This window comes from Tessaracoccus zhenghani (assembly GCF_055326325.1).
On record NZ_JBUZNQ010000001.1, the window covers coordinates 43,816 to 68,189 of the forward strand.

Sequence of the window (24,374 nt, forward strand, 5' to 3'; positions counted from 1 at the left end):
GGCTACACCAGGATGGGCGCAACGCAACAGGCCGACCCACTTATGGATCGGCCTGTGCGCAAAGAGGTTGGTGACTACTGCTGATCCCCGCCGGCCAACGCATCGAGACGGGGGGTCTCGGAGTGGCGCTGCCGGGCGAGTTCAGGAACGTCGTGCGGCTCCGGCCGGTCCTCCTTGACGGACGACAGGAGGCGCTGCAGGGAGCCCGTTAGGTTCTCACGGTAGCTGGTCTCGAAGGAGCGCAGGGCGTCCACCTTGACCGTGAGGTCTGCCTGCTCACGCTCGAGTGAGGAGAACAGTTCGTGGCGGCGCTCGGTGGCCTGGCGGTCGACGTCGCTGGCGCGCGACTCGGCTTCCTTGGTCACCTGCTCCGCGTTGACCCGGGCCTCAGACTCGACACGCTCGGCCTTGGTGCGGGCGTCTGTCTTGATCTCGGTGGCGCGCTGCTCGGCCTCGGCGATCTTGCGCTGAGCTTCCGCCTGCGCCTCGTTGACGAGGGTGGTGGCCTGGTCTGTGGCCATCTGCAGGAGCCGCGTGACGGCGGGAGCAGCCTCTTCGGAGCTGGTCACGACGATGTTCTCGGTGCCGCCGACCTGGGTCACACGCTCGGAGCGGGCGCGGTCGTACTCGGCGCGCACCTTCTCCAACTGGCTGCGCAGCTGGTCGTTCTCGGCGGACAACTCGCGCACGCGTTCCTCGGCGGCAGCCTGGTGAGCGGCGCTGGAGTCGCCACTGCTGTTCAGGGCCGACTTGAGCCGGTCGACCTCGCCGCGGAGGGCGGCGATCTCGTGGTCCTTGTCCTGGAGCGCGGAACGCAGCTCCGAGTCATCGACCACGGCGGGCTGCACGCTGGTGGACTGCACTGAGTCAAGCTCGCGGCGGAGGCGTTCGCGCTCCTTGTCGAACTCGTCGAACGTCAGCTCGACCTTGTCGATGAAGGTGTCGACGTCGCCGACCTGGTAACCCGTCTCGCCACGCCGGGACATGCGGAATCGGATCTGGCGCACCTCGTCGAGTGTCAGACTCATTGTTGGCTCCATATCGAAAGATGATCAATCAACCGGCCGGAACCGGATTGTCTGAGGCTAGCGTAGCCCCATGGGCACCTGCCAACACCTCAAGCGGGGGTGAAGGGTTCAGAAGGGCAGGTAGACCAGCACCAGTTGCCCGATGATCTGCAGCAGGATGAACAGCACCAGGACGCTCAGGTCAAGCGAGGCGTTGCCCAGCCGCACAGGCTTGATCCACCGTCGGAGGAAGCGCACCGGCGGATCAGTCAGGCTGTAGATCGTCTCCACGATGACCAGCACGAAACCCTTCGGGTGCCAGCCGGGAGCGAACATGGGCACCCACGACAGGATGACGCGGGCGAGGAGGATCCAGATGTAGAGGTTGATCAGCCACCAGAGGATGTATGCGACCACTGTGCTCAACTCTGGTTGAAGAAGCCACCAGAAACGATGCGCTCCTTGTCTTCGGGGCCCACAACCAGGTTCTGCGGGCAGAGCAGGAACACCTTGCTGGAGACGCGCTCGATGTTGCCCTGGAGCCCGAAGACGAGGCCTGCGGCGAAGTCGACGAGGCGCTTCTCGTCGCCGTCCTCCATGTCGGACAGGTTCATGATCACGGGGATCTGGTCCCGGAAGTTCTCACCGATGACCCGCGCCTCGTTGTACGAGCGGGGACGGACGCTGACGATTCTGCTCAAGTCGGCCACCTCCTTCTGCGGCTGCGCCACGGGCGTCACCGGCTTGGGGCGGCGCTGCGGCAGGGCCTGCACGCGGCTGACTTCCGCGCTGGGCTCGTCTTCCTCAACGTAGACGTCGTCCGTGAGTTCGTCTGCGTCGTCGATGTCGTCATCCCGATAGCGACCGTCTTCGACGAGTCCCATCCACGCGGCAAGCTTCCGAACGCCCACGAGAGTCTCCTTCTGGTTAATACACGAAGGCTAGCGCGCCGCGCCAGGGTTACCGGATCCGACGCACCGACGCGCCGTGATCACTTCATGAAGTCGGGGACATCCAGGTCGTCGTCGTAGTCCGGCCCGGGCTGGGGCGCGGCGGGACGCTGCGTCGGCATGGGGCTGGCCTGCTGCGCGCGGTACTGCTGGTGGCCCGGGTTGGTGGGCTCCGCCTCGAACTGCGGCTGCTGCTGCGGCCGTGGCTGGGGGGCGGGCTGCTGCTGCGTCTGCGGCTTGGGGGCGACGCGGGCCTGCGGGCGGCGCTGCGGCATGCCACCGTCGAACCCGGCGGCGATGACGGTGATGCGCACCTCGTCGCCCAGGGCGTCGTCGATGACGGTACCGAAGATGATGTTGGCCTCGTCGTGCGCGGCCTGCTCGATGAGCTGGGCAGCTGCGGAGACCTCGAACAGACCCAGGTCTGAACCACCGGCGATGGAGAGGAGGACGCCGTGGGCGCCGTCGATGCTGGCTTCCAGCAGCGGCGACGAGATGGCCATCTCCGCTGCGGCGCGTGCACGGTCCTCGCCGCGGGCCGAACCGATACCCATGAGGGCGGAGCCGGCCTGGCTCATGATGGACTTGACGTCGGCGAAGTCGAGGTTGATGAGACCCGGCGTGGTGATGAGGTCCGTGATGCCGGACACGCCCTGCATCAGCACCTGGTCCGCCTGCTTGAACGCATCAAGGATGGCCACCTGGTGGTCCGTCATCTGGAGCAGCTTGTCGTTGGGGATGACGATGAGGGTGTCAACCTCCTCGCGCAGCTGCTCGATGCCCACATCCGCCTGGGAGGCGCGGCGCTTGCCCTCGAAGGAGAACGGCCGAGTCACCACCCCGATGGTCAGGGCGCCCAGCGAGCGGGCGATCTTCGCGACGATGGGGGCTGCGCCGGTACCGGTGCCGCCTCCCTCACCCGCGGTGACGAAGACCATGTCGGCACCCTTGAGGGCCTCCTCGATCTCGTCGGAGTGGTCGTCTGCGGCCTGCCGGCCCTTCGCGGGGTCGGCCCCGGCGCCGAGACCGCGGGTCAGTTCACGGCCGATGTCGAGCTTGACGTCCGCGTCGCTCATCAGCAATGCCTGCGCATCTGTGTTGACGGCGATGAACTCCACGCCGCGGAGCCCCGCTTCGATCATTCGGTTGACGGCGTTGACGCCGCCGCCGCCGACACCGACGACTTTGATCACCGCGAGGTAGTTCTGAGATGCGCTTGCCATGGGCTAGAGACTATGGGGGCGTTCAAGGCCAGTCCAACGGCACGGCCCAAACCCTCAATAATCACCTCAAGTGCTACTTCAGGGTTTGGTTGAGGCCTGGCCCGGGCACCTACTTGGTCGTGGGGTGTCCCGGTGCCGACACGTCGTAAACGGTGGCCTCAACGCTCAGTAGAGCACTCACCACGTCGGCCTTCAACTCGGATTCGTCCGCGCTCCCCCACACGACGGTGCGCCCACCCTCGAGGGCGAGCGAGATCCGGTCCACCGCCTCTGCCGAGATCGAGACGACGGCCGGCCTGACGTCTGCCGGGATGTGGTTGGCGACGGTGGCGACATCTGCCAGCAACCGTTGCTGGTCCTCCACGACGGCCACCGTGGCCGGGAGGTCCTGCGGGCCGGGCGAGGCGGTGCGGTGGAAGGCCACGCCCTCCTCGTCGATCCAGTCGTACTGGCCGTCGCGCTCCCGCAGGAAGGCGGCGGTGCGTTCAGTGACCTCGATCACGACGGTGTCCGGCAGTTGCCGCGACACCTCGGCCGAGCGCACCGCGGGCAGGTCGTTGACCCGTTGGGTCACGGCGCCCAGGTCCTGCGTGAGCAGCGGCTCCCCCATCGAGACCTCGGCGGCGGTGACCACCTGGTCCGTCGTCAACAGCGACACGCCGGTGACGGACACCTGCTGGGCCGCGAAGACCGTCGAGAAGAAGGCCAGCCAGACACCCAGGCTCACCAGCACCAGGGCGGCTGCGAGACCGCCGCGGAACCACCACCTGCGGCGGCGCTCTGCGTTGCGTTTGTCCTGGAGGGCCCGGGCGAACTCGCCCGGGGTCAGCGCTTCGCTCACTTCGCCGTGGGCCGCTGCTTCAGGAGATCCGCGAGCAGCGGGCCGACGATCGTGACGTCGCCGCAGCCGAGGGTGATGATGAGGTCACCCGGCTCCGCGATGTCGTTGAGGGCAGCGGGAAGGTCGTACTTCTCCTTGACGTAGACCAGGTTCTCCTGGCCGTGCTTCCGGGCCGCGTCGACGACGAGTTCACCGGTGACACCGGGCACCGGGTCTTCCCGGGCGCCGCAGATGTCGTTGATGACCGCAATGTCCGCCAGCGTCATCACTTCACCGAACTCGTCGGCGAAGTCCAGCGTCCGGCTGTAGAGGTGCGGCTGGAAGCAGGCGATCAAGCGGCCGGTGAGGCCCGTGGCCTCGTTGCCGGCCGACGTGGCGCGCCGGGCCGCCGTCAGCGCCGCGCGGATCTCCGTGGGGTGGTGCGCGTAGTCGTCGAAGACGCGGATGCCGGCGGTGTCCGTGATGAGCTGGAAGCGCCGCAGCGTGCCTTCGAACCGGCCGAGCGCGTCCACAGCCTCATCGTGGCTCAGCCCCAGCACCCGGCCCACCGCATAGGCGGCGGAGGCGTTGGCGAGATTGTGGTTGCCCGGCACCTGGAGCACGATCCGGCCGGAATCACTCCCGTACGTGATGGTGGCGGCGACCCCGTTGCCGTGGGCCTCCACCTCGGTGATGCGCACGTCGGCGTCCTCGGACTCGCCGTAGCGGATGATGTGCGGCGTCTCCCCCACCAGCTCGTCCGCCAACATCCGGGAGCCGGCGTCGTCGACATTGATGACCACGTGCTGGACGTGCGGCCTGGTGGCGAAGGCGCGGAAGCCGTCGGCGTAGGCCTCAGCGGTGCCCCAGTTGACCAGGTGGTCCGCCTCCACGTTGGTGATGACGGCGATCTCCGTGGGGTACTGCAGGAACGAGGCATCCGATTCGTCGGCCTCGACGACGAACGACTCGCCGGCGCCGACGGCGGAGCTCGCCCCCGTCGTCGACAGCGGGCCGCCGATGACGTAGCTGGGATCCCTGCCGGCCTCGCTGAGCATGACGGCGGTCATGGCCGTCGTGGTCGTCTTGCCGTGTGTGCCCGCGACGGAGACGCCGCGCTTGCCCTTCATCAGCGCGGCGAGGGCCGCCGAGCGGTGCCAGATGCGCAGGCCGCGCCTGCGGGCCTCCACCAGTTCGACGTTGTCTGCCCGGATGGCCGAGGAGATCACGACGGTCTTCGCGTCGCCGACCTGGGACGCGTCGTGCCCCACGTAGGTGGTCACTCCGGCCCGTTGAAGGCCGCGGAGCGCCGTCGAATCCGACTGGTCCGAACCGGAGGTCTTGATGCCGAGTTCGGCGTAGAGGCGGGCGATGCCGCTCATGCCGGAGCCGCCTGCTGCGATGAAATGGACCGGTCCCACCTGGTCGGCGGGCACCACCTCGATGGGATTGAGGAGCATGGGGTGTGATCGACCTTTCTCAGACGGCGTCGATGATGGCGGCTGCGAGGACCTCGGCCGCATCGGCCGGATACAGGTCGCGGCACGTGGCCGACATCTGCGCGAGGCGCTGCCGATCTCCGAGGATCTCGGTCACGACGTCGACCAGTCTAGCCCCGCTGATCTCACCGTCGGGCACGAGAACGCCGCCACCTGAGGCGACAAGTTCCGCCGCGTTCCTCCCCTGCTCCCCGTTGCCCCAGGGCAGCGGCACGAACACGACGGGGAGGCCGCTCACGGCGGTCTCCATCACGGTGCCGGCACCCGCACGGCCGACCATCAGGTCTGCGGCGGCGTAGGCCACGGCCATGTCCGAGACGAACGCCACCGGGCGGTACTGCGCGCCCGAATCCCCCGTGACGACGGTGTGCACGGTGTCGTCGAAGTTCTTCGGCCCCAGCACATGCAGGATCTGGATCCCGGCGGCGAGCAACTCGTCGCGCGCCTCCGCGACCGCGTCGTTGATGCGCACCGCTCCCTGCGAGCCGCCGCTGACCAGGAGCGTGGGGCGCTCCGGGTCGAGCCCGAACCGGGACCGCGCCTCTTGGGCGCCCACCGACGGGTGGGTGATCGAGCGGCTCATCGGCATGCCGACGAGCACACCTCCGGGCAGCTGGGTCTCACGGAACGTCGTGCCGACGAACTTCGCGGAGCGGGCACCGATCTTGTTGGCGATGCCGGGGAGCTTGTTGGCCTCGTGCACCACCACAGGCACCCGCGCGAGACGGGCCGCCAGGTACACCGGGATCGAGACGTAGCCGCCAAAACCGACGACCACATCGGCCCGCGCCCGACGGATGACCCTGCGGGCCTCCAGCACCGACCGGGTCAGCGTGTAGGGCAGCTTCACCAGATCCAGGTTCAGCGTGCGGGGAAGCGGCACCGGGGTGATCAGTTCGAGATCGAGCCCCGCCTCGGGAATCACGCGGGTCTCCAGCCCCCTGGCCGTGCCGACGCACACGATGGTGGCGTCTGGCCGGGTCGCAAGGAGCGCCTTGGCGGTGGCGATGAGCGGCGACGTGTGGCCGGCGGTACCTCCGCCGGCGAGCACCACACTGGTCACGAGTCCTCCCTGCCTGCCGCCATGACGCTCGTCATGCGCGGTCTCGCAGGGACCTTGCGCGATGCCAGGTACGCCCGCGCCCCCGGAGTGTCGCGGCCCAGGCAGAGCAGGACGCCGACGCCCATGAGACTGGCGATGAGCGCCGAGCCGCCGGAGGACACGAACGGCAGCGGCACGCCGAGGACCGGCAGGAGGTGCATCACGACGAAGATGTTGATGGTGGCCTGGCCGAGGAACCAGGCGGTGATGCCGGCCGCGACTACGCGATTGAACATCTTGTCGGACCGGATGGCGATCTCCAGCCCCGCCCAACCGAGCAGGGCGAACATCGCGATGATCAGCAGCACGCCGAACAGCCCCAGTTCCTCGCCGATGACGGCGAAGATGAAGTCAGTGTGTGCGCCGTCCTTCAGCCCGCCCCACTTCTGCTTGGAGGCGCCGAGGCCGAGCCCCCACCAGCCGCCCGAGGCCAGCGCGTACAGCGCGGCCATGGGCTGCGACGAGAGGTCCGTGTTGGATTGCGGGTCGAGGAACACGCTGATGCGGCTCATGCGGTTGCCCGAGCCGTAGACCAGCAGCAGCGCCAGCCCGGTCACGGCCGCCCCCAGGGGCAGCAGAACCCGCAGCGAGGTGCCGATGAACCACATCACCGCCACCAGGATGAGGCCGATGATGAGGCCGGTGCCCAGGTCACGGCCGGCCAGCACGAGGGCCAGGATGAGCCCGCCCAACGGCACGAACGGGACGGCCAACTGCCACGGCTCGTGCAGCCTGCCGCGCTTCACGTGGAAGATCGTGCCGCACCACACGACCAGGGCCAGTTTGGCGAACTCCGAGGGCTGGAACTGGCTGCCGCCGATGAGGAGCCAGTTGCGGTTGCCGTTGACAAGCACGCCGAGGCCGGGGATCTGGACGGCGATCAGGAGGGCGACGGCGATCACCCAGAACAGCCAGCCGAACCGTCGAAGCAGGGAAGACGGCAGCCGGCTGAGGATCACCAGGAACACCAGACCGATGGCGAGGAAGGCGAGCTGCCTGAGGGCGTAGTGGTACGGGCCGTCCTGCGTGGACTGGGCCAGCGCGGCCGAGGAACTGAGCACCATCAATGGCCCGATCCCGATCAGCACGGCAACGCTCGCGGCGACGAAATAGTACGGGGCCATGGGCGAGGCCGCCAGGGCCCGCACCTGGGACCAGATGGTGAACCGCGCCGTGGGGGAAGTGGCTGCGTCGGACGCCATGGTCGTGATCCCTCCTGTCCTGTGCCTACCCGAGATACCGCTGTGCCGCCTCGGCGAACGCGTCCCCGCGTGCCGAGTAGCTGTCGAACATGTCCAGGCTGGCACAGCCCGGGGAGAGCAGCACCGCGTCGCCGGGGCGGGCGAACTGCCCCGCCAGAGCGACGACCTCGTCCATCACCCCAGTGTCGCTGCTGTCCAGCACCCGAACGGGGACGTCGGGCGCGTGTCGGGCAAGCGTGTCGGCGATGAGGTGCCGGTCCACGCCGATGACGACGGCGGCGCGCAGCTTGCTGCGGTGCCGTTCGATCAGCTCGTCGAACGTGGTGCCCTTGGCCTGGCCGCCCGCGATCCACACGAAGGAATCGAAGGCCTGCATGGCGGAGTTGGCGGCGTGGGGGTTGGTGGCCTTGGAGTCGTCGATCCACCGGATGCCGTCGGTCTCCGCGATCTGCTGGATGCGGTGGCCGCCCAACTGGAGCCGCTGGAGGCCCTTGGCGACGGAGGTGTGGTGCACGCCGTAGCTGCGCGCCAGCGCCGCGGCCGCCAGGGCATTGGCGACGTTGTGCGGGGCGGCCGGCTGCACGTCGGAGATCTTCGCCAGCTCGAGGGCAGAATCGCGACGCTGCTCGACGAAGGCCCGGTCGACGAGGAGGTCGTCGACGACGCCGAGCATCGAGATGGCCGGGGTGCCGAGCGTGAAACCGATGGCGCGGGCGCCTTCGACGACCTCCGCCTCTTCGACCATCCGCTCCGTCACGGGCTCATCGACGTTGTACACGCAGGCGTGTGTCACGCCCTCGTAGATCTTGGCCTTCTCTGCGGAGTAGCGCTCCATGGCGTCGGGCACGCCCTCGTACCACTCGAGGTGGTCGGGGTGCACATTGAGCACCACAGCGGCGTGCAGGTTGATGTTGTTCATCCAGTGGAGTTGGAAGCTGCTCAGCTCGACGGCGAACACGTCGTACTCGACGTCGTCGAGGATGGCCTCGATGATGGGCCGGCCGATGTTGCCCACCGCGGCGGCCTTCCGGCCGTCGGCGATCAGCATCGATTCCACCATCTGGGTGGTGGTGGTCTTGCCGTTGGTGCCGGTGACGCCCAGCCACGGGATCACCCTGTCCGGCTGCATCATGCGCCAGGCCAGTTCCGTCTCGCCCCAGACGGGCACCCCGGCTGCGGCCGCCTGGCGCAGCAGCGGCGCGGAGGGGCGCCATCCGGGGGAGGTGACGACGAGGTCCGTGCCGGGCGGCAATTCCGCCGTCGACCCCGGGCCGAGCCGCACGGTCACGTCGAGCTTCTCGAGGAGTTCGGCCTTCTCAGCGTGCACGGTGGACTCGTCCAGGACGACGACCTTCGCGCCGAGCGACATCAGGCCGTCGGCCGCTGCGAAACCGGACACGCCGAGGCCGGCGACGACGACCTGGGCGGAGGGCCAGTCCGAAAGACGGGTTGCGGTGGGGATCCAATCCAGTGTCACGAGCCCGTCACCCACTCCGCGTAGAACACGCCCATGCCGGCCGCCACGCACAGGCCGCAGATGATCCAGAAGCGGATGACGACGGTGACCTCGTCCCACCCCTTCAACTCGAAGTGGTGGTGGATGGGCGACATCTTGAAGATGCGCTTGCCCTTGGTGGCCTTGAAGTAGCTGACCTGGAGCGCGACCGAGCCCACCTCGATCACGAATAGCAGGCCGAGGATCAGCAGCAGCAGTTCGGTGCGCGTCATGACCGACAGGCCGGCGAGGGTGGCGCCGATGGCCATGGAACCGGTGTCGCCCATGAAGATCTTGGCCGGCTTGGCGTTCCACCACAGGAAGCCGAAGGTGGCTCCGGCGAAGGCGATAGCCAGTACCGCGAGGTCGTTGGGGTCGCGCACCTCGTAGCAGCGTGCCGCCATCGATCGGGCCACCGAGGGCCGCGAGCACCACTGGTTGAACTGCCAGATGTTGACGATGGTGTACGCGGCGAAGACCAGGGTGGCGGAGCCGGCGGCGAGCCCGTCGAGGCCGTCGGTGATGTTGACGGCATTGGACCAGGCAGCGATCAGGAAGACGATGAACAGCACCGCCAGCACCAGGGGCATCGTGAGCCACGGGATGTCGCGCAGGAAGGAGATGGCCGGCGACGCCGGTGTGATGCCGCGGTGATTCGGCAGCGTCAGGGCGGCGACGGCGAACCCGCCGCCGATGAGCGCCTGGCCGATGAGCTTGCCGCGCGGGGTGAGCCCCAGGCTGCGCTCCTTGGAGATCTTCGACCAGTCGTCGAGGAAGCCCAGGAAGCCCATGCCGACCGCCAGCCCGATGAGCAGCAGGCCCGACACCGTCGGCGCCTGCCAGCGCACCAAGTGCGTGACGGTGTAGGCGAGGACGACCGCGACGATGATCACCAGGCCGCCCATGGTGGGGGTGCCACGCTTGACGTGGTGCGTGGTGGGGCCGTCCTCGCGGATGAACTGACCGTACTGTCGCCTGGTCAGGAACTTGATCAGCAGCGGAGTGCCGATCAGGGAGAACAGCAACGACAGCGAACCTGCCGTGAGGATGTTGATCACTTCGCCGCTCCGTCCTTGCCGGCCAGGGCGGCCGCCACCGTTTCGAGACCCACGCCGCGGGATCCCTTGATGAGCACGACGTCGCCGGGGTTCAGCGTAAGGGAGGCCACGACCTCCTCACGATTCGCCGTCCGCGCAGTGATGCCCTCACCGGCGGCGCCGGCCACGATCCTGTCGGCCAGGTCCCCGACAGCGACCACCTCGGCGACACCGAGGTCTGCGGCGAGCCTGCCCGCCTCCTCGTGGAGGTCGTCCGCCAACGGGCCGAGCTCGAGCATGTCGCCGAGCACCGCCACCACCCGCGCGCCGGGGTGTTCGCCCCGCGTGCCGTGCACCAGTTCGACGGCGGTCGCGAGCGCGGCGGCCATGGAATCGGGGTTCGCGTTGTAGGAGTCGTTGAGCACGAGCACGCCGTCGGGGCGCGGGATGAGTTCCATCCGCCAACTCGAGCGCTGCACGGCCCCGGAGAGGGCCCGTGCCACCAGCTCGATGTCGAGGCCCACCGCGAGGGCGGCGGCGGCCGCGGCGAGCGCGTTGGGCACCTGGTGCCGGCCGATCACGCCCAGAGCGACCTGCGCGGTGCGTTCACCGTCGGAGTCCCTCGCGACGAGTTCGAAGCTGGGCTGGCTCAGGGCGTTCATGGTGACGTTGCGGGCGCTGACCCTGAGGTCGCCGCCGTCCAGCTGGCCCTCGCCGAACCAGGCGATGCGAGCCTTGGTGACGGCGGCCATGCCCGCGACGGCGGGGTCGTCGGCGTTGAGCACGGCCCAGCCGTCCTCCGCCAGATCCGCCACGATCTCGGACTTGGCGATGGCGGTGGCCTCCACTCCCCCGAACTCGCCGACGTGGGCGCGGCCCACGTTGAGGCACACGCCGACGTCGAGCCCGACGATCGAGGTGAGCCACGCGATGTGCCCCTTGCCGCGGGCGCCCATCTCCGAGATGAGGTACCGGGTGTCGGCGTCGACGCGGCACGCGGTCAGCGGCACGCCGACCTCGTTGTTCTGGGAGCCGACGGGGGCCACCGTGGGGCCGGCGGCCTCGAAGACCTGCGCCATCAGGTCCTTGGTGCTGGTCTTGCCGGAGCTGCCGGTGATGCCGATGGAGACCATCCCGCGGGCGCGTTCCTCGCGGACGATGCCGCGGGCGAGCCAGCTCATGGCCGTGATGGAATCTTCGGCGAGGATGTGCGGCACCTCTGCGGCCGTGCCGTACATCCCGATGATGCCGCGCGCGCCCGCCTCGACGGCGGCCGCAGCATAGTCGTGCCCGTCTGCGCGCTCGCCGGGGATGGCGACGAAGAGCGAACCCTCGGTGGCTTCACGGTTGTCGATGACGACGTCAGGGCCCACCTCCACGGCGGTGTCGTCGCCGAACAGCTCGACGGGGGCCGGTTGGATCAGCTCCACCAACTCAAACATCGTGCGCACACGCATGCGGGTCTCCTTCCTCACCGCCGCGGCCCCAGGCACGGGCCGCCTCCTCAACATCGTCGAAGTCGACGGTGCGGTCTGCCAGGATCTGGCCGCGTTCGTGCCCCTTGCCGAGGATCGCCACCACAGTATCGCCACCGGCCCGCCCCAAGGCGGTCTCTATGGCGGCGCGCCGCCCAGGCACCTCGAGGAGCTCGGTGCCGGGCCGCTGGGCCCGGCGCGCCCCCGCCATGACCTCGGCGCGGATCGCGGCCGGGTCCTCGGAGCGGGGGTTGTCGTCGGTGATGATCGTCACATCGCTCAGGCCGGCCGCCACCGCGCCCATCTCCGGACGCTTCTCGGCATCCCGGTCGCCGCCGCAGCCCAGCACACACACGAGGGTGCCGATCCCCTGGAGGGACCGGAGGGCGGCCTCGACCGCCTGCGGGGTGTGGGCGAAGTCCACCACCGTCAACGGCGCGTCGGGGCCGAGGTGCACGCGCTGCATCCGGCCCGGGATCTGGGCGGTGGCCAGGCCACGGAGCGCGGCTTCCGCGGGCACGCCGACCGCTTCCAGCATGGCGAGCGCCACCACGGCGTCGATCATGTTGTAGACGCCCGGCAGGCTCAGTTCCAGGGTCAGGTCCTCGCCCCGACGGGTCACCGTCGCGACGCCGCCGAGGGGATGGACGGGGCGGTAGTCACTCATCCGATAGTCAACCTCTGGCCCGGTACCGGTCGTGACGAGCCGGCTCTGCCCGTGCCCGGCGACCCGGCCGGCGATCTCGACGCCGGCGCTGTCGTCGGTCCAGACCACGCTGGTGCGGGCGCGGCCCGGCTCGAAGAGCCTGGACTTGGCCGCGAAGTACTCCTCCAGCGTGTGGTGGAAGTCGAGGTGGTCGCGGCCCAGGTTGAGGAACGCCGCCACGTCGAACTCGATGGCATCGACCCGGCTGAGGGTCATCGCGTGTGAGCTCACCTCCACGGCGACCGAATCGGCCCCGCGCTCCTCCATCACGGCCAGCAGCGCCTGCAGGTCAGGCGACTCCGGGGTGGTCACCGTCGACCTGCTCGAGTTCAACTCCTCGCCACCCAGGCGGAAGCCGATGGTGCCGATCGTGCCGGCCACCCGCCCGGCGGCCATCAGGCCGGCCTTGACCAGCGCGACGGTGGTGGTCTTGCCGTTCGTGCCGGTCACGCCCAGCGTCGTGAGGCGCCGCGCGGGCTCGCCGAAGACCCGCGCGGAGACGACCGCCATGGCCGCACGCACGTCGTCGGCCACCAGTACAGGCACCTCGAGCCCGGTCAGCCGGGCGGCCCCCTCGTCGTCGGTGAGCACTGCGGCGGCGCCGGCGTCGACGGCGGCCCGGGCGAAATCCGCGCCGTGCCGCTGCCTGCCGGGCAAGGCCACGTACAACCAGCCGGGCAGGATCTCCTGCGAACTGAGGCTGATGCCGGTGATGGGCGCCGAGCTGCCGATGTCGCCGACGAGGTCGAGCCCCGCCACCAGTTCGGTGAGCGGGGCCGCCGTGGTCTGGGTGGGCCGGATCGATGTCATGTCAGTCAAAAGTGGTGGGCAGATCGGGTGCCTCCGTGGTTGAGGGTGCCACGTTATAGCGTGGCAGCGCCAGCGAGAGGATGTTGTTCGTCACGGGCAGGGCCAGCCGGCTACCGAGGTTGCCGTTGCGCGGCCGGTCGAGGACGACATAGACGAGCAGCTGCGGGTCCTCGGCGGGCGCCACGTTCACGAACGAGGCGGTGTAGCCGTTGTAGCACTTGCACTGCGGGTCGAAGCGCTGGGCGGTGCCGGACTTGCCGGCGGTCCGGTACCCCGGAATCCGGCGGTTGTCGTTGAGCGTGATCACCGACTCCATCATCTCGACCACGGACGCGGAGGCCTCGTCCGAGATGACGCGGCGGCTCTCGGGCTGCGGCAGTTCGATCTCTGTGCCGTCGGCCGCCTTCGCGGACTTGATGATCACCGGCTGGTGGTAGGTGCCGCCGTTGGTCACAGCGGCGACCGCTGCGGCCATCTGCACGGCGTTGACGCTGAGGCCCTGGCCGAACGAGATCTGGTCGCGTGTGTAGTCCGGCATGTCCTTGGTGGGGATCTGGCCGGTGGACTCGCCGGGCAGGCCGGTGCCGGGCTTGGCGCCCAGCCCGAACGAGGACAGGTAGTCGGTGATGGTCTGCTTCTCGAGGTCACGCGTGAGCATGATCATGCCGACGTTCGACGACTGCGCGACGATCCCGCGGGCCGTCAGGTTGAGGTCGCCGTGCGAGAAGGAGTCGCGGACCACGCCGCCGCCGGAGGCGATGCTGCCGGGCACGACCCGCTTGGTGTCGGGGGTCACCAGACCCTGGTCGGCCAGGGCCGCCATCGTCAGGACCTTCTGCACCGAGCCGGGCTCGTAGACCTCGGTCACCGCGCGGTTGCCGAGGTTGTCGCCGTCTGCGGCGCTGGGGTTGGCGGAGTCGAAGCTGGGGCCGTTGGCCAGCGCGAGGATCTCACCGGTGTGGATGTTCATCACGACGGCGGTGCCGGTCTTGGCCTGCGCCTGCCGCATGCCGTCGGCCAGGGCCTGTTCCGTCATCCACTGCAGGTCCGAATCCAGCGTCAACTCGTACGAGGCGCCGTCCACCGGCGGGGTCATGATGTTGGTGCCCAGCGGGATGCGGCCGTAGGTGGAGGCGTCGTAGACCTGCTCACCGGGGGTGCCCTCGAGGTGTTCGTCGAGCGCGTACTCCAGGCCGGCCGCGCCGTCGCCCTCGGCGTTGACGAAGCCCACCACGTTGGAGGCGACCGAGCGGTTGGGGTAGACGCGGATGGGATCAGGGGTGCCGAAGACGCCGTACCAACGACGCTTCCCTTCACCGTCCAGCCCGGCCTTCATGTCCGCCTCGATGGCGCTGAAGGTGGCCGCGGGGACCCGTCGGGCGACGATCTCGTAGCGGGAGTCCGGCGTGTCGATCAGCGTGAGGTACTTTTCCTTGCGGCCGCCCAGGTGCTTGGCGAGGATCTCGGCCACTGCGTTGGGCGCCAGCTCGGTCTCCTCCAGCTTCCGCTTGCTCATGGCGTAGCGCTTGTCCGCCCCGTTGGTGCGCACCATGTCGGGATCGATGGAGACGAGCATGGCCGGCTCGGTGCTGGCCAGCACCACACCGTTGCGGTCGAGGATCTCTCCCCGCGTGGCGGGCAGCTCCCGCTTCGACTGCATCTTGGCGGCGGCCTCGGCCGCGAACGCCTGGGAGTCGAGGCCCTGGAGCTGGACGGCCCGCACTCCCGCCACGCCGAGCAGAAGGGCGAACACCAGCATGAACACGCGGATCCGCACGGAGGAACGCCCCACGGGCAGGCGCACCGTCTTGCGGTAGGTCCGGGGTGCTCCGGCGGGCCTGGAGGTGCGCAGCTTCGGCTTGGCGGCGGGCTTCGCCGCGCTCGTGCGGCTGGACGCCTGCTTCTTGGCCGGCTGCTTCCTGGCTGACTGCTTCTGCGTGCCCCCCTGCTGTGACGGGCGCTTCTGGGATGGCCGCTTCTGGGCGGGGGGCTGCTCGGCCGGCCGCTTCGCACGGGGCCGCTTCTCCCCGCTCACTCCTGGGCTCCAGACGCTCCGACTGCCACCAGCTCGCTGTCCGAGCCGGGGTCCGCGGGTTGCGCCGGCCGGCTCGGGGTGGGCAGCACAGGAGCCGGGACGGGCTTGGTGGCGATGCCGCGCAGGAAGGGCATCTCGTCCTCGGTGGCCGGGGTGGGCACACCGGTCACGGTCCCGTCGGCAAGGTTGATGAAGGCGGGGTACGGGTTGGGGACCATTCCGAGTTCGCTGGCGCGCAGCGCGAGCGCGTTGGCGCTGGACATCCGCTGGATGTGCGACTCGAGAGCGGCCGACGTGTAGCTGAGCTCCGTCGCATCGCGGCGGAGGCTCGAGAGCTCACGCGACTGCGCGCCCACGTTGGTGGTCACGATCGTCACGCCGGCCAGACCGACGGCGATCAGGCCGAGGAGGATGCTGACGAACCCTACCGTCGAGACGGTGGCCCCCACAGACTGCGGAACCACCCCCAGCCTGGGCCGGGCGGGCGCAGCCGCGACCGGATCGTCGGTGGTGATGGGCTCGGCGCTCATGCTGCCTCCTTGATTCGTTCGGCCACGCGGAGTCGCGCGGAGGCCGCCCTGGGGTTGGCGGCGGTCTCTTCGGGGGTGGGTTTCTCGGCACCTCGGGTGAGCAGTGCCAGTTCTGCCTTGAGGTGGTCAGGGACCAGCGGCATGTCGCGGGGGCCGCGGTCGGTGGCCTTGGCGGCGAAGGCCCGCTTGACGGCGCGGTCCTCGAGCGAGTGGTAGCTCAGCACTGCCATCCGGCCGCCCAGGGCGAGCGCGTCGATCGCCGCCGGCAGCACGCCGTTGAGGGCGTCGAGTTCGCGGTTGACCTCGATGCGCAACGCCTGGAAGGTGCGCTTGGCCGGGTGGCCGCCGGTGTGGCGGGCCGCAGCGGGGATGGCACCCGAGATGGTCTCCACCAGCCTGGCGGAGGTCTCGAACGGGCGATGCTCGACGATGGCACGGGCGATGCGGTCCGCGAAGCGTTCCTCGCCGTAGCGCGAGAGGATGCGTGAGAGGTCTCGGGCGGAGTAGGTGTTGAGCACGTCGGCGGCGGTTGGGCCCTCCGTCGGGTTCATCCGCATGTCGAGGGGTGCGTCGACCCGGTAGGCGAAGCCGCGCTCGGTGCGGTCGATCTGGAGGGAACTGAGGCCGAGGTCCAGGAGGATGGCGTCGACGCTCTGGATCCCGAGGTCGTCGAGCACCTCGGGCAGTTCGTCGTAGACAGCGTGTACCAGGGTGGCTCGCTCCGCAAGGTCACCGAGTCGTTCGACGGCGACGGCGTGCGCGTCGAGGTCGCGGTCGATGCCGATCAACCGGGCCTCGGGGCAGGCCTCGAGGATCGCGATGGCGTGCCCGGCGAGGCCGAGGGTGCCGTCGACGTAGATGGCGCCCGGCCGTGACAGTGCCGGGCGCAGCAGATCGACGATGCGGTCACGCATGACCGGATCGTGCACGTCTGTGAAGCCCTGCATGATGCTGTTTCGACCCTTCTTGAAAGCTGTGTTGTTCTGGTGGGTGCCCCCTCCAGTGGTTCCCTTCCGGGCCGGACCTGACATCGGGGAAGTGAGATCAGGGCCTGACCGGCCGGGAGCCACCGGGTGGGTCACAAGCCGGTGAGTGCGACGAATTCGTCATCCATCTCGGAGAAACCCTCCTCGCTGGCCTGGGAGTACTCGTGCCATGCCTGGGCGTCCCAGATCTCGGCGCGCTCTCCGGCGCCGATCACCACGACCTCGCGATCCAGATTCGCGTACTCGCGCAGCGGGGGCGGGATGGTGATGCGCCCCTGCTTGTCCGGAACTTCGTCGCTGGCCCCGGCCATCAGCATGCGCTGGTAGTCGCGGACCTGCTTCACGGTGCTGGGGGCGCTCATGAGGGCGGACATCTTGGCCTCGAAGGTGGCCCTGGGATACACCGCGAGCGACCTGTCCTGCGCTCTTGTGACGACCAGGCCGTGCTCGAGCGCGTCGCGGAACTTGGCGGGAAGGATCAGCCGGCCCTTCTCGTCGAGTTTCGGTGTGTACGTCCCCATGAAAAACATGCGATGCCAGGCCTCCTTCCCCCACTTGTCATCCACTTCGCTCCACTGCGCACCACGGTACCCCACTTTCCCCCACCAGCCCACCACTTTTTGTCGGTGGGTTGTGCTTGTTCGCCCTTTTTCTGCTCGGGAGTCGTCGAGCAGCACGCCTGTCCTCCATCTGGCGGGAAGTGGGTGGGTTGTCGAGCGACACTCGTGAAGGCTTCCGGGCACGGTTAGTCTTGGTTTGCTTGCCGCACGAACATCGAGGAGCCTCCGGTGAACCAGCCCGCCACACCATCACTGCATGAGGTGTCCCAACTCGCCAGCCGCATCGCCTCGGAGATGGCGCGCGTGATCGAGGGCAAGCCCCACCAGATCCGCATGGCCGTGATCGTGCTGCTGGCGGGGGGACACCTTCTGATAGAGGACGTCCCGGGCGTGGGGAAGACGGTCTTGGCTAAGTCGCTCGGACGCGCCATCTCCGGCGACGTCAAGCGCATCCAGTTCACGCCGGACCTGCTGCCCAGCGACGTCACCGGCGTGTCGGTGTTCAACCAGTCGACGCGCGAGTTCGAGTTCAAGCCCGGAGGGATCTTCGCCCACATCGTGCTGGGGGACGAGATCAACCGCGCCTCCCCCAAGACGCAGTCCGCCCTGCTCGAGGCGATGGCGGAGAGCCAGGTCTCGGCAGACGGCAAGACCTACCAGCTGCGTCAGCCGTTCATGGTCATCGCCACCCAGAACCCCATCGAGATGGAGGGCACCTATCCCCTCCCCGAGGCCCAGCGGGACCGCTTCATGGCCCGCATCACCATGGGGTACCCGGCCCGCACCGCCGAGGTGGCGATGCTCACCCACCACGCCAGCGGTGACCAACTCGCCACGGTCAGCGCCGTCACGGACGCCGCCTCCGTCGCCGCCGCCATCGACGCCATCCGGGGCGTGTTCGTGGCCCCGGTGATCAACGACTACATCGTCAGCATCGTCGAGGCCACGCGCCAGCACCCCGACCTGCGGCTCGGCGCCAGCCCCCGCGCCTCCCTGCACCTCATGCGAGCGGCGCGCGTGGAGGCGGCTCTCGGTGGGCGCGACTACGTCATCCCCGAGGACGTGCGCTCGCTCGCCGCCGAGGTGCTCTCCCACCGGGTGCTGCCCACCGTCGAGGCCCAGGTGGCGCGCCGCGACCCGGCAGACATCATCACCTCCGTGCTGGCCTCGGTGCCCACCCCCGCCAGGAGCTGACCCGTGCGTCGAGGCACCCGGCTGACCGGACGCGGCATCACGCTCCTGCTGAGCGGCGCGTTGGTCATCGGCGGCGCCGCCTACATCGGCGAGGTCGACGTGCTCTGGGTCGGCCTGGTGATGGCTGCCCTGCCGCTGCTGGCGCTGGGCTACCTCGTCCTCGCGCGTCCCCTCGTGACGCATGAACGCTCCCTGACCCCGCCCACCATCCCCGTCGGCACGTCCACCAGGGTGGTGCTCCACGTGCTGAACCAGTCGCCGGCCCAGGCGTCGGCGCTGCGCTTCCACGATGCCGCCGACGCGTCGCTGGGCGGCGGCGCGTCCTTCGTCATCGCGCGCGGCTTCGGCGAATGGAGCCAGGCGGTGGGCTACACCGTCGAGGCGCTGCGCCGCGGCCGGTTCAGCGTCGGCCCCCTCTGGGCTCAGGCCGGCGACCCGCTCGGGCTGGCGCTGCGCGGCTTCATCGCCAAGGGACGCGATTCCGTGCTCCGCGTCACGCCGCGCATCTGGCGGCTCGACGACCTGGCCGGGGGCGCCGGGCTCGGCAGCGCCGGCGACGCCACCCCCCAGCGGATCGGCTCCGCAGGCGCCGACGACGTCCTCGTGCGCGAACACCGGCACGGCGACGACATGCGCCGCGTGCACTGGAAGATGACGGCCAAGAAGGACGACCTCATGGTGCGGCTCGAGGAGCACCCGTGGGATCCGTCGAGCACCCTCATCGTGGACACCCGCCGCAGCGCGCACCTGGGCGACGGCGCGGACAGCTCCCTCGAGTGGGCCGTCTCCGCGGTCACCTCCGTGGCCGCCCTCATGAGTGAGGGCCGCCACAAGCTCGCCATCATCGCCCCCTCCGGCCGCGTCTTCGAGACGGGGCACAGCGTGGGCGAGGCCTCGCGCCAGTTGATGATCGAGGCGATGACGGACCTTCCCACCTCGGAGGAGACGTGGCTCGGCTCCGCCGTCGACGACCCTGAGCTGCTGACCTCGGTGGCCTCGCTCGTGGCCGTGACCGGCCTCCTGTCGAACGCGGACGCGGCCGCCCTCGCCGCCGCTGGCGGACGGGCGCGCAGCCTGATCGCCCTGGCGCCGGACGCCTCAGCCTGGGACGCCGAGCACGACGAGCACCGCGAGGCGATCAGGTTCCTACTCGGCCGGGGTTGGCGCGTCGAGACGTTCCGCCCGGGCGAGCCCGTTCCGCAGGTGTGGCAGCAGGTGACGACATGAGGTTCACCCACCACCCGTTCTCACACGTGATCGTGGCCGCTGCCGTGTGGTTGTCGATGCTGCCGCTGTCCACGCTGGTCTCCGACACCCAGCAGGTGTGGGCGCACGCCTGGTTCATCCTGGGCGCGGCCGGCACCGTCGGGCTCGTCATGGGGCTGCTGCGGGCGCCGCGGGCGCTGGTCCTCTTCGTCCAGCTGCTCGTGATCCTCGGCGTGCTCGCCTGGCGCGGGTTGGCGCTGGCGCCCCGGGGGGATCCCCTCGCCTCGCTCCGGGCGCTCACCGCAGACGGTGTCGAGGCGATCCGCACCGGCGTGCCGCCACTGGAGCCGGAACCCGGGTTGGTGTGGCTCTGCCTCATCCTCGCGGCCCTGCTGGTGATCATCGTCGAACTGCTGGTCAACGGCCTCGAGCAGCCCGCCTGGACTCTCGCGCCCCTGGCGTTGACCTACGGCGTCGCGGCGCTCGTGCGCATCGACGACCTCGACTGGCTGCTGCTCGTGCCCGTCGTCGCCGGCTTCATCGCCATCCTGTTGAGCTCCACGGGCGCGGGCGAAGCGGCGGGCAAGGCCTCCCGTGCGAGCTCCCACCACCTGTCGCGCGTCTCCGTCGGGTTGGCGTTCGGCGCTGCCGCGCTGGTGGTGGCGATCCTGGTGTCGGCCATGGTGCCCCTGGGAGACAAGCGTCCCTGGACGGAGGGCGGCCAGGACGGCCCCATCCAGCTCAGCGACCCCACCGTGCGGCTCGACCAGGACCTGCGCCGCCCCACGGACAGCCCTGTGCTGACGTACCGCACGAGCACCGGTGGGCCGGTGTACATGCGCACCGTGGCGCTTCCCAACCTCAGTTCCTCCGGCGCCGGACTGGTGCCGATGTCGCTCAGCCGCTCGGGGCTGGACGGAGACCATGACTTCCCCGGCGAGCAGGTGACGGTCGACGTCCAGATGGACGCGGTGCCGTCCGAGTACCTCCCCGCCCCGTTCGCGGCGGCCTCCTATGACGCCGACGGCGCGTGGAGTCACGACCCGGACACGCTCGCGATCGTCGCCTCGGGCCCGAACCGCACGCAGCAGACGGTCAACCTGGGCTACCGCGTCGAGTCCACGCTGCCCTCCCCCACGCGCGAGGAGGTGTCGCAGGCGAACCCCGGCAGCCTGCCGAGCGCCGTCACGCGCGAGGTCCCCGCCGGGCTGAGCCCCGGCGTCACCGCCCTGACCAGCGACGTGGTCGCCGGCGCCACCACCGCGGGCGAGAAGGCCCTGGCCATTCAGCGGTTCCTGCGCTCCGACGCGTTCCGCTACACGCTGGAGGCTCCGAACACCGCCGGGACGGACACGATCTCGAGTTTCCTGTTGGAGGCCCGCTCGGGCTACTGCATCCACTTCGCCGCCGCGATGATCACCATGGCGAGGATCGAAGGCATCGACGCCCGGATGGCCGTCGGGTTCGTCCCCGGTGAACAGCAGGCGGACGGCAGCTACCTGGTGACCTCGCACGACGCCCACTCGTGGCCAGAGCTGTACTTCGAGGGCCTGGGCTGGGTGCCGTTCGAGCCCACCCCCGCGTACCAGGGCGACCCGGAGTACGTGGATCCCTCGGCGATGCAGCCTGCCACGAGCCCTTCGCCGTCCCCCACGCCCAGCGCGGCGCCCACCCCGCAGCCCACCACGGTGCCGCCCACCCTGCAGCCGGTACCGACGGCGCCGACCACGGTGGACGATGGCCCGGGGCCGGTGGTCCGGGGGCTGCTGATCGCCCTGCTGGTGCTGCTGGCGCTCGTCCTGCCCGCCCTGGTCCGCCTGGGGCTGCGCGCCTCGCGTCTGCGGTCCGACGGCGACCCCGGCCAGGCGACCGACCGGGCTTGGCGGGAGGTGCAGGCCATGTTCGCCGACTACGGCCTGCGCTGGCCCGAGGGGTCACCCGGACCGGCCGGCCGGGAGGCAGCGGAACAGTTGTCACCCCGGGGTGCGGAGGCACTCGCCGCCATCGCCGCGACGGTGGAGCGCAGCCGGTATTCCCGCGACGGCGCGCCCGTCGCCGAACTCCCCGCGGAGGTGGGCACGCTACGCGAGGCGCTCGCCGGCCAGGCCACCCGGGGAGCGCGCCTGCGTGCCGTGCTGCTGCCCGCGTCGCTGTGGCGGCTGGGCCGGTAGCCAGATTGCTCTTGGGGTTGACGATTCCCCGGCATAGAATGGTCGCCACCGGCAGTAAGGGAGAAGGCCATGGCGCTGTCTGAACAGGAACAGAGGCTGCTGGAGCAGCTTGAGGCGTCGTTGAAGGCCGAGGACCCGAAGCTGGCCGACGCACTCAGCGGTACCACGCAGATCAAGCTGCACCGTCGTCGTGCGGCCATCGCAGGGCTGGTGTTCATCGTGGGCGTCGTGGTGCTGATCGTGGGCGTGCAGGTGCATCCCGCCGTCAGCATCGGCGGCTTCCTGTTGATGCTAGGCGGCGCCCTCGTGGGAATCAGTTCCTGGCGGCGCGTGTCTGACGACGCGCAGCCCAGCCGGCCCGGTTCAGGCGGCCCCCGCACCTCCCCCGGTGCGGGATCCAGCCAGGACTTCATGGACAAGCTCGAGGAGCGCTGGCGTCGACGTCAGCAGGGCGACCTTTGAGGCTCAGACCAGCTGCATCGTGGTGATGCAGGTGGGGTCTTCGACGCCGGTGGAGATCTCCTGCGTGGCGGACTTCCCGTCATGGGCCACCGTGATGGTGGCCCGGATGCCTGCGGGCAGCCAGAAACCGGCGAACCCGTTGTCATAGGTGGTGACCGTCTCATCGACGAGTTGCTCACCCTCTGGCGTGACGATGGACACCTCGATCTCCTGACCGGCCAGTTCACCCTGGCATGAGGCGAGGTTGTGGTTGTAGCACTCGTGGGTCTGCGTCAAGTAGGGCGCCACGGAGAGATAGAAGCCCTCGTCGACGGGCAGCGTGACCTCGGCGCCGGTGTCATCACTCAGAACGAGCTCTCCCGGGCGGACGGAGCCGTAGGGGCCGGTCTCCCTGTCGTCGTTGGTGGCATCGAGGCTGGTGACGATCTCGCGTACCGACCTGCCGTCGAGGTTGTGCTCCGCAAGGAAGTCCGACTCGGCGGACGCCGACGTGGTTGGGGTTCCGACAGGCGCCGGGGCGCCGGAGCAGGCCGCGACGACGGGCAGCAACGCGGCTGCGGCCACGGCGATCAGGGTCTTCTTCACTGAGGGTCCTCACATCTGGTTGGTGGTGCCCACGATACCGGGGTGGGGTACCGGGATTGCCCGGGGGGTGGGGATTGCCGCGGGTGGCTTGGGATCACGAGGCGTGGAGCGCGGGCCGTCGGGTGAGTCTGGCCCGCTGCACCGCCTTCGGGCCGAAGCGCAGCACCGCCCTGTCCACCGCCTGTTCCGCCTCGCTCCAGCCGTGCGCCGGCTCGTCGAGGGCGGGCTGCTCGTAGGTGGTGGCCTTCGGCACGAGTTTCTCCATCCGCACGCCCACCCGCCGGATACGGGCGCGCTGCAGGTTGAGTTTGCCGTAGAGCCGCATGGCCTCCGCGTAGACGTCGTTGGTGCGGTCTGTGAACGCCTTGAGCGTGCCGGTACGGGTGATGGTGGTGAAGTCTGCGAACCGGACCGACAACGTCACCGTGCGGCTCACCATCTCCTGCGCCCGCATGCGGGCGGCGGTACGCTCCGCCATCCGCAGGATCTCCGTGGCGACGATGGCGGCGTCGTCGGTGTCTCGGGCGAACGTCTCCTGCGAGCCGACGCTGTGCTCCGCCGGTTGACGGGCCAGCACCGAGCGCTCGTCGCGGCCCCAGGAGAGGTCGAACAGCATGGCACCGAGGTTGTCGCCCATGGCGCGCTGCAGTGTGGCCCGGGGCGTGTTCGCCAGGTCCCGTACGGTCTCCAGCCCCAGCTTGCGCAGTTTGCCGGCAGTGACCTCCCCCACTCCCCAGATGGCATCGACGGGCAGCGGGTGCAGGAACGCGATCACGTCCTGGGCCTGAACCAGGCGCAAACCGTCCGGCTTTGCCTGCTTCGAGGCGAGTTTGGCAATGAACTTGTTGGGGCCGATGCCGACGGAGCACGCCACGCCCTGCTCGTCCATCACCTGCGCGCGCAACTGCTCCCCGACGGCGACCGGGTCCTCGCCGAGGCGGCGCATGGCGGTGGTGAGGTCCATGAACGCCTCATCGATGGAGGCCATTTCCACCTTGTCCGTGAACGTGTCGAAGATCTCCCCGATGCCGGTGGAGACCGCACCGTAGTGGTCGTGGTCAGGGTGCACGACGGCCACCTGGGGGTAGAGCCGCCGGGCCCTGCTCGACGGCATGCCGGCGGTGATGCCGTAGCGGCGTGCCGGGTAGTTGGCCGACAACACCACGCCCCGGGTGGAGCCGCCGACGAACATGGGCACGTCGCGCAGCTCGGGGTGGCGCGCCATCTCGACCGAGGCGTAGAACGCGTCCATGTCCACGTGCACGACGACCTGCGGGAGGCCGCCCGTGGAGACGCGGCTGCGGGTGGTAGGCATGGGG

At 69.6% G+C, this 24,374-nt stretch carries 22 protein-coding genes; 4 read left to right on the top strand and 18 right to left on the bottom strand.

What is annotated here, in order from left to right:
- Positions 1–74: 74 nt before the first annotated feature.
- From ACZK4S_RS00205 to mraZ, 16 genes are all read right to left on the bottom strand, one after another.
- On the bottom strand, positions 75–1,028 hold the full coding sequence (locus ACZK4S_RS00205) for a DivIVA domain-containing protein (RefSeq protein ID WP_076058316.1): 954 nt from the start codon (positions 1,026–1,028) through the stop codon (positions 75–77).
- Between the two features lie 108 nt (positions 1,029–1,136).
- On the bottom strand, positions 1,137–1,424 hold the full coding sequence (locus tag ACZK4S_RS00210; RefSeq protein WP_198928170.1) for a YggT family protein: 288 nt from the start codon (positions 1,422–1,424) through the stop codon (positions 1,137–1,139).
- 5 nt (positions 1,425–1,429) lie between these two features.
- On the bottom strand, positions 1,430–1,891 hold the full coding sequence (locus ACZK4S_RS00215) for a cell division protein SepF (protein WP_076058311.1): 462 nt from the start codon (positions 1,889–1,891) through the stop codon (positions 1,430–1,432).
- A 107-nt stretch (positions 1,892–1,998) separates the two neighbouring features.
- On the bottom strand, positions 1,999–3,180 hold the full coding sequence (gene ftsZ, locus ACZK4S_RS00220; protein WP_463643016.1) for a cell division protein FtsZ: 1,182 nt from the start codon (positions 3,178–3,180) through the stop codon (positions 1,999–2,001).
- Positions 3,181–3,289: 109 nt separating this feature from the next.
- A complete protein-coding gene (locus tag ACZK4S_RS00225; protein WP_463643017.1) occupies positions 3,290–4,021 on the bottom strand; it encodes a cell division protein FtsQ/DivIB in 732 nt (243 codons plus the stop codon).
- The gene (gene murC, locus ACZK4S_RS00230; RefSeq protein WP_463643018.1) at positions 4,018–5,460 is read right to left on the bottom strand and encodes a UDP-N-acetylmuramate--L-alanine ligase; all 1,443 of its coding nucleotides are present in this window, start codon (positions 5,458–5,460) and stop codon (positions 4,018–4,020) included. The genes ACZK4S_RS00225 and murC overlap by 4 nt, the downstream gene beginning before the upstream one ends.
- Before the next feature lie 19 nt (positions 5,461–5,479).
- Positions 5,480–6,562: an undecaprenyldiphospho-muramoylpentapeptide beta-N-acetylglucosaminyltransferase gene (gene murG / locus ACZK4S_RS00235; protein ID WP_463643019.1), complete on the bottom strand. Its 1,083-nt coding sequence runs from the start codon at positions 6,560–6,562 to the stop codon at positions 5,480–5,482.
- The gene (gene ftsW, locus ACZK4S_RS00240; protein WP_463643020.1) at positions 6,559–7,803 is read right to left on the bottom strand and encodes a putative lipid II flippase FtsW; all 1,245 of its coding nucleotides are present in this window, start codon (positions 7,801–7,803) and stop codon (positions 6,559–6,561) included. Before ftsW ends, murG begins: the two co-directional genes overlap by 4 nt.
- A 25-nt stretch (positions 7,804–7,828) precedes the next feature.
- Positions 7,829–9,295 carry a UDP-N-acetylmuramoyl-L-alanine--D-glutamate ligase gene (gene murD, locus ACZK4S_RS00245; RefSeq protein ID WP_076058301.1) on the bottom strand — a complete coding sequence of 489 codons (1,467 nt, stop codon included), beginning with the start codon at positions 9,293–9,295 and terminating at the stop codon, positions 7,829–7,831.
- Positions 9,277–10,356, bottom strand: coding sequence for a phospho-N-acetylmuramoyl-pentapeptide-transferase (mraY, locus tag ACZK4S_RS00250; RefSeq protein ID WP_076058299.1), 1,080 nt, complete (start codon positions 10,354–10,356; stop codon positions 9,277–9,279). The genes murD and mraY overlap by 19 nt, the downstream gene beginning before the upstream one ends.
- Positions 10,353–11,792 (bottom strand): UDP-N-acetylmuramoyl-tripeptide--D-alanyl-D-alanine ligase, encoded by a 1,440-nt coding sequence (locus ACZK4S_RS00255; RefSeq protein ID WP_076058297.1) that lies wholly within the window; start codon positions 11,790–11,792, stop codon positions 10,353–10,355. Before ACZK4S_RS00255 ends, mraY begins: the two co-directional genes overlap by 4 nt.
- A complete protein-coding gene (locus ACZK4S_RS00260) occupies positions 11,770–13,326 on the bottom strand; it encodes a UDP-N-acetylmuramoyl-L-alanyl-D-glutamate--2,6-diaminopimelate ligase (protein ID WP_463643021.1) in 1,557 nt (518 codons plus the stop codon). Before ACZK4S_RS00260 ends, ACZK4S_RS00255 begins: the two co-directional genes overlap by 23 nt.
- A gap of 1 nt (position 13,327) precedes the next feature.
- Positions 13,328–15,085, bottom strand: coding sequence for a peptidoglycan D,D-transpeptidase FtsI family protein (locus ACZK4S_RS00265; protein WP_076059386.1), 1,758 nt, complete (start codon positions 15,083–15,085; stop codon positions 13,328–13,330).
- 272 nt (positions 15,086–15,357) lie between these two features.
- Positions 15,358–15,891, bottom strand: a complete 534-nt coding sequence (gene ftsL / locus ACZK4S_RS00270) for a cell division protein FtsL (protein WP_076058293.1) — start codon at positions 15,889–15,891, stop codon at positions 15,358–15,360.
- Entirely contained in the window at positions 15,888–16,838 is a 951-nt protein-coding gene (rsmH, locus tag ACZK4S_RS00275) for a 16S rRNA (cytosine(1402)-N(4))-methyltransferase RsmH (RefSeq protein ID WP_076058291.1), read from the bottom strand. The genes ftsL and rsmH overlap by 4 nt, the downstream gene beginning before the upstream one ends.
- A 131-nt stretch (positions 16,839–16,969) precedes the next feature.
- Positions 16,970–17,407 (bottom strand): division/cell wall cluster transcriptional repressor MraZ, encoded by a 438-nt coding sequence (gene mraZ / locus ACZK4S_RS00280; protein ID WP_076058288.1) that lies wholly within the window; start codon positions 17,405–17,407, stop codon positions 16,970–16,972.
- A 258-nt stretch (positions 17,408–17,665) separates the two neighbouring features.
- On the opposite strand from mraZ, the gene ACZK4S_RS00285 reads away from it, so the two are divergent.
- The 4 genes from ACZK4S_RS00285 (at position 17,666) to ACZK4S_RS00300 (ending at position 22,470) form a co-directional block, all read left to right on the top strand.
- Positions 17,666–18,631 (top strand): AAA family ATPase, encoded by a 966-nt coding sequence (locus ACZK4S_RS00285; protein ID WP_076058286.1) that lies wholly within the window; start codon positions 17,666–17,668, stop codon positions 18,629–18,631.
- A 3-nt stretch (positions 18,632–18,634) separates the two neighbouring features.
- A complete protein-coding gene (locus ACZK4S_RS00290) occupies positions 18,635–19,858 on the top strand; it encodes a DUF58 domain-containing protein (RefSeq protein WP_463643022.1) in 1,224 nt (407 codons plus the stop codon).
- Positions 19,855–22,008: a transglutaminase-like domain-containing protein gene (locus ACZK4S_RS00295; protein ID WP_463643023.1), complete on the top strand. Its 2,154-nt coding sequence runs from the start codon at positions 19,855–19,857 to the stop codon at positions 22,006–22,008. Before ACZK4S_RS00290 ends, ACZK4S_RS00295 begins: the two co-directional genes overlap by 4 nt.
- 69 nt (positions 22,009–22,077) lie before the next feature.
- The gene (locus tag ACZK4S_RS00300; protein ID WP_076058279.1) at positions 22,078–22,470 is read left to right on the top strand and encodes an SCO2097 family morphological protein; all 393 of its coding nucleotides are present in this window, start codon (positions 22,078–22,080) and stop codon (positions 22,468–22,470) included.
- Between the two features lie 3 nt (positions 22,471–22,473).
- On the opposite strand, the gene ACZK4S_RS00305 is transcribed toward ACZK4S_RS00300, so the two are convergent.
- Together ACZK4S_RS00305 and dinB are read right to left on the bottom strand one after the other, a co-directional pair.
- On the bottom strand, positions 22,474–23,055 hold the full coding sequence (locus ACZK4S_RS00305; protein ID WP_076058277.1) for a CueP family metal-binding protein: 582 nt from the start codon (positions 23,053–23,055) through the stop codon (positions 22,474–22,476).
- A 94-nt stretch (positions 23,056–23,149) separates the two neighbouring features.
- Positions 23,150–24,370 (bottom strand): DNA polymerase IV, encoded by a 1,221-nt coding sequence (gene dinB / locus ACZK4S_RS00310; RefSeq protein WP_463643024.1) that lies wholly within the window; start codon positions 24,368–24,370, stop codon positions 23,150–23,152.
- Positions 24,371–24,374 lie beyond the last annotated feature (4 nt).

What these genes read in the sequence shown, in the direction of transcription:
- ftsW (WP_463643020.1), bottom strand. Translation starts at nt 7,803, where the DNA reads ATGGCGTCCGACGCAGCCACTTCCCCCACGGCGCGGTTCACCATCTGG.
- ACZK4S_RS00260 (WP_463643021.1), bottom strand. Translation starts at nt 13,326, where the DNA reads ATGACATCGATCCGGCCCACCCAGACCACGGCGGCCCCGCTCACCGAA.
- ftsZ (WP_463643016.1), bottom strand. Translation starts at nt 3,180, where the DNA reads ATGGCAAGCGCATCTCAGAACTACCTCGCGGTGATCAAAGTCGTCGGT.
- ACZK4S_RS00295 (WP_463643023.1), top strand. Translation starts at nt 19,855, where the DNA reads ATGAGGTTCACCCACCACCCGTTCTCACACGTGATCGTGGCCGCTGCC.
- mraZ (WP_076058288.1), bottom strand. Translation starts at nt 17,407, where the DNA reads ATGTTTTTCATGGGGACGTACACACCGAAACTCGACGAGAAGGGCCGG.
- ACZK4S_RS00255 (WP_076058297.1), bottom strand. Translation starts at nt 11,792, where the DNA reads ATGCGTGTGCGCACGATGTTTGAGTTGGTGGAGCTGATCCAACCGGCC.
- dinB (WP_463643024.1), bottom strand. Translation starts at nt 24,370, where the DNA reads ATGCCTACCACCCGCAGCCGCGTCTCCACGGGCGGCCTCCCGCAGGTC.
- murC (WP_463643018.1), bottom strand. Translation starts at nt 5,460, where the DNA reads ATGCTCCTCAATCCCATCGAGGTGGTGCCCGCCGACCAGGTGGGACCG.
- ACZK4S_RS00215 (WP_076058311.1), bottom strand. Translation starts at nt 1,891, where the DNA reads ATGGGACTCGTCGAAGACGGTCGCTATCGGGATGACGACATCGACGAC.
- ACZK4S_RS00300 (WP_076058279.1), top strand. Translation starts at nt 22,078, where the DNA reads ATGGCGCTGTCTGAACAGGAACAGAGGCTGCTGGAGCAGCTTGAGGCG.
- ACZK4S_RS00205 (WP_076058316.1), bottom strand. Translation starts at nt 1,028, where the DNA reads ATGAGTCTGACACTCGACGAGGTGCGCCAGATCCGATTCCGCATGTCC.
- ACZK4S_RS00265 (WP_076059386.1), bottom strand. Translation starts at nt 15,085, where the DNA reads ATGCTGGTGTTCGCCCTTCTGCTCGGCGTGGCGGGAGTGCGGGCCGTC.
- ftsL (WP_076058293.1), bottom strand. Translation starts at nt 15,891, where the DNA reads ATGAGCGCCGAGCCCATCACCACCGACGATCCGGTCGCGGCTGCGCCC.
- rsmH (WP_076058291.1), bottom strand. Translation starts at nt 16,838, where the DNA reads ATGCAGGGCTTCACAGACGTGCACGATCCGGTCATGCGTGACCGCATC.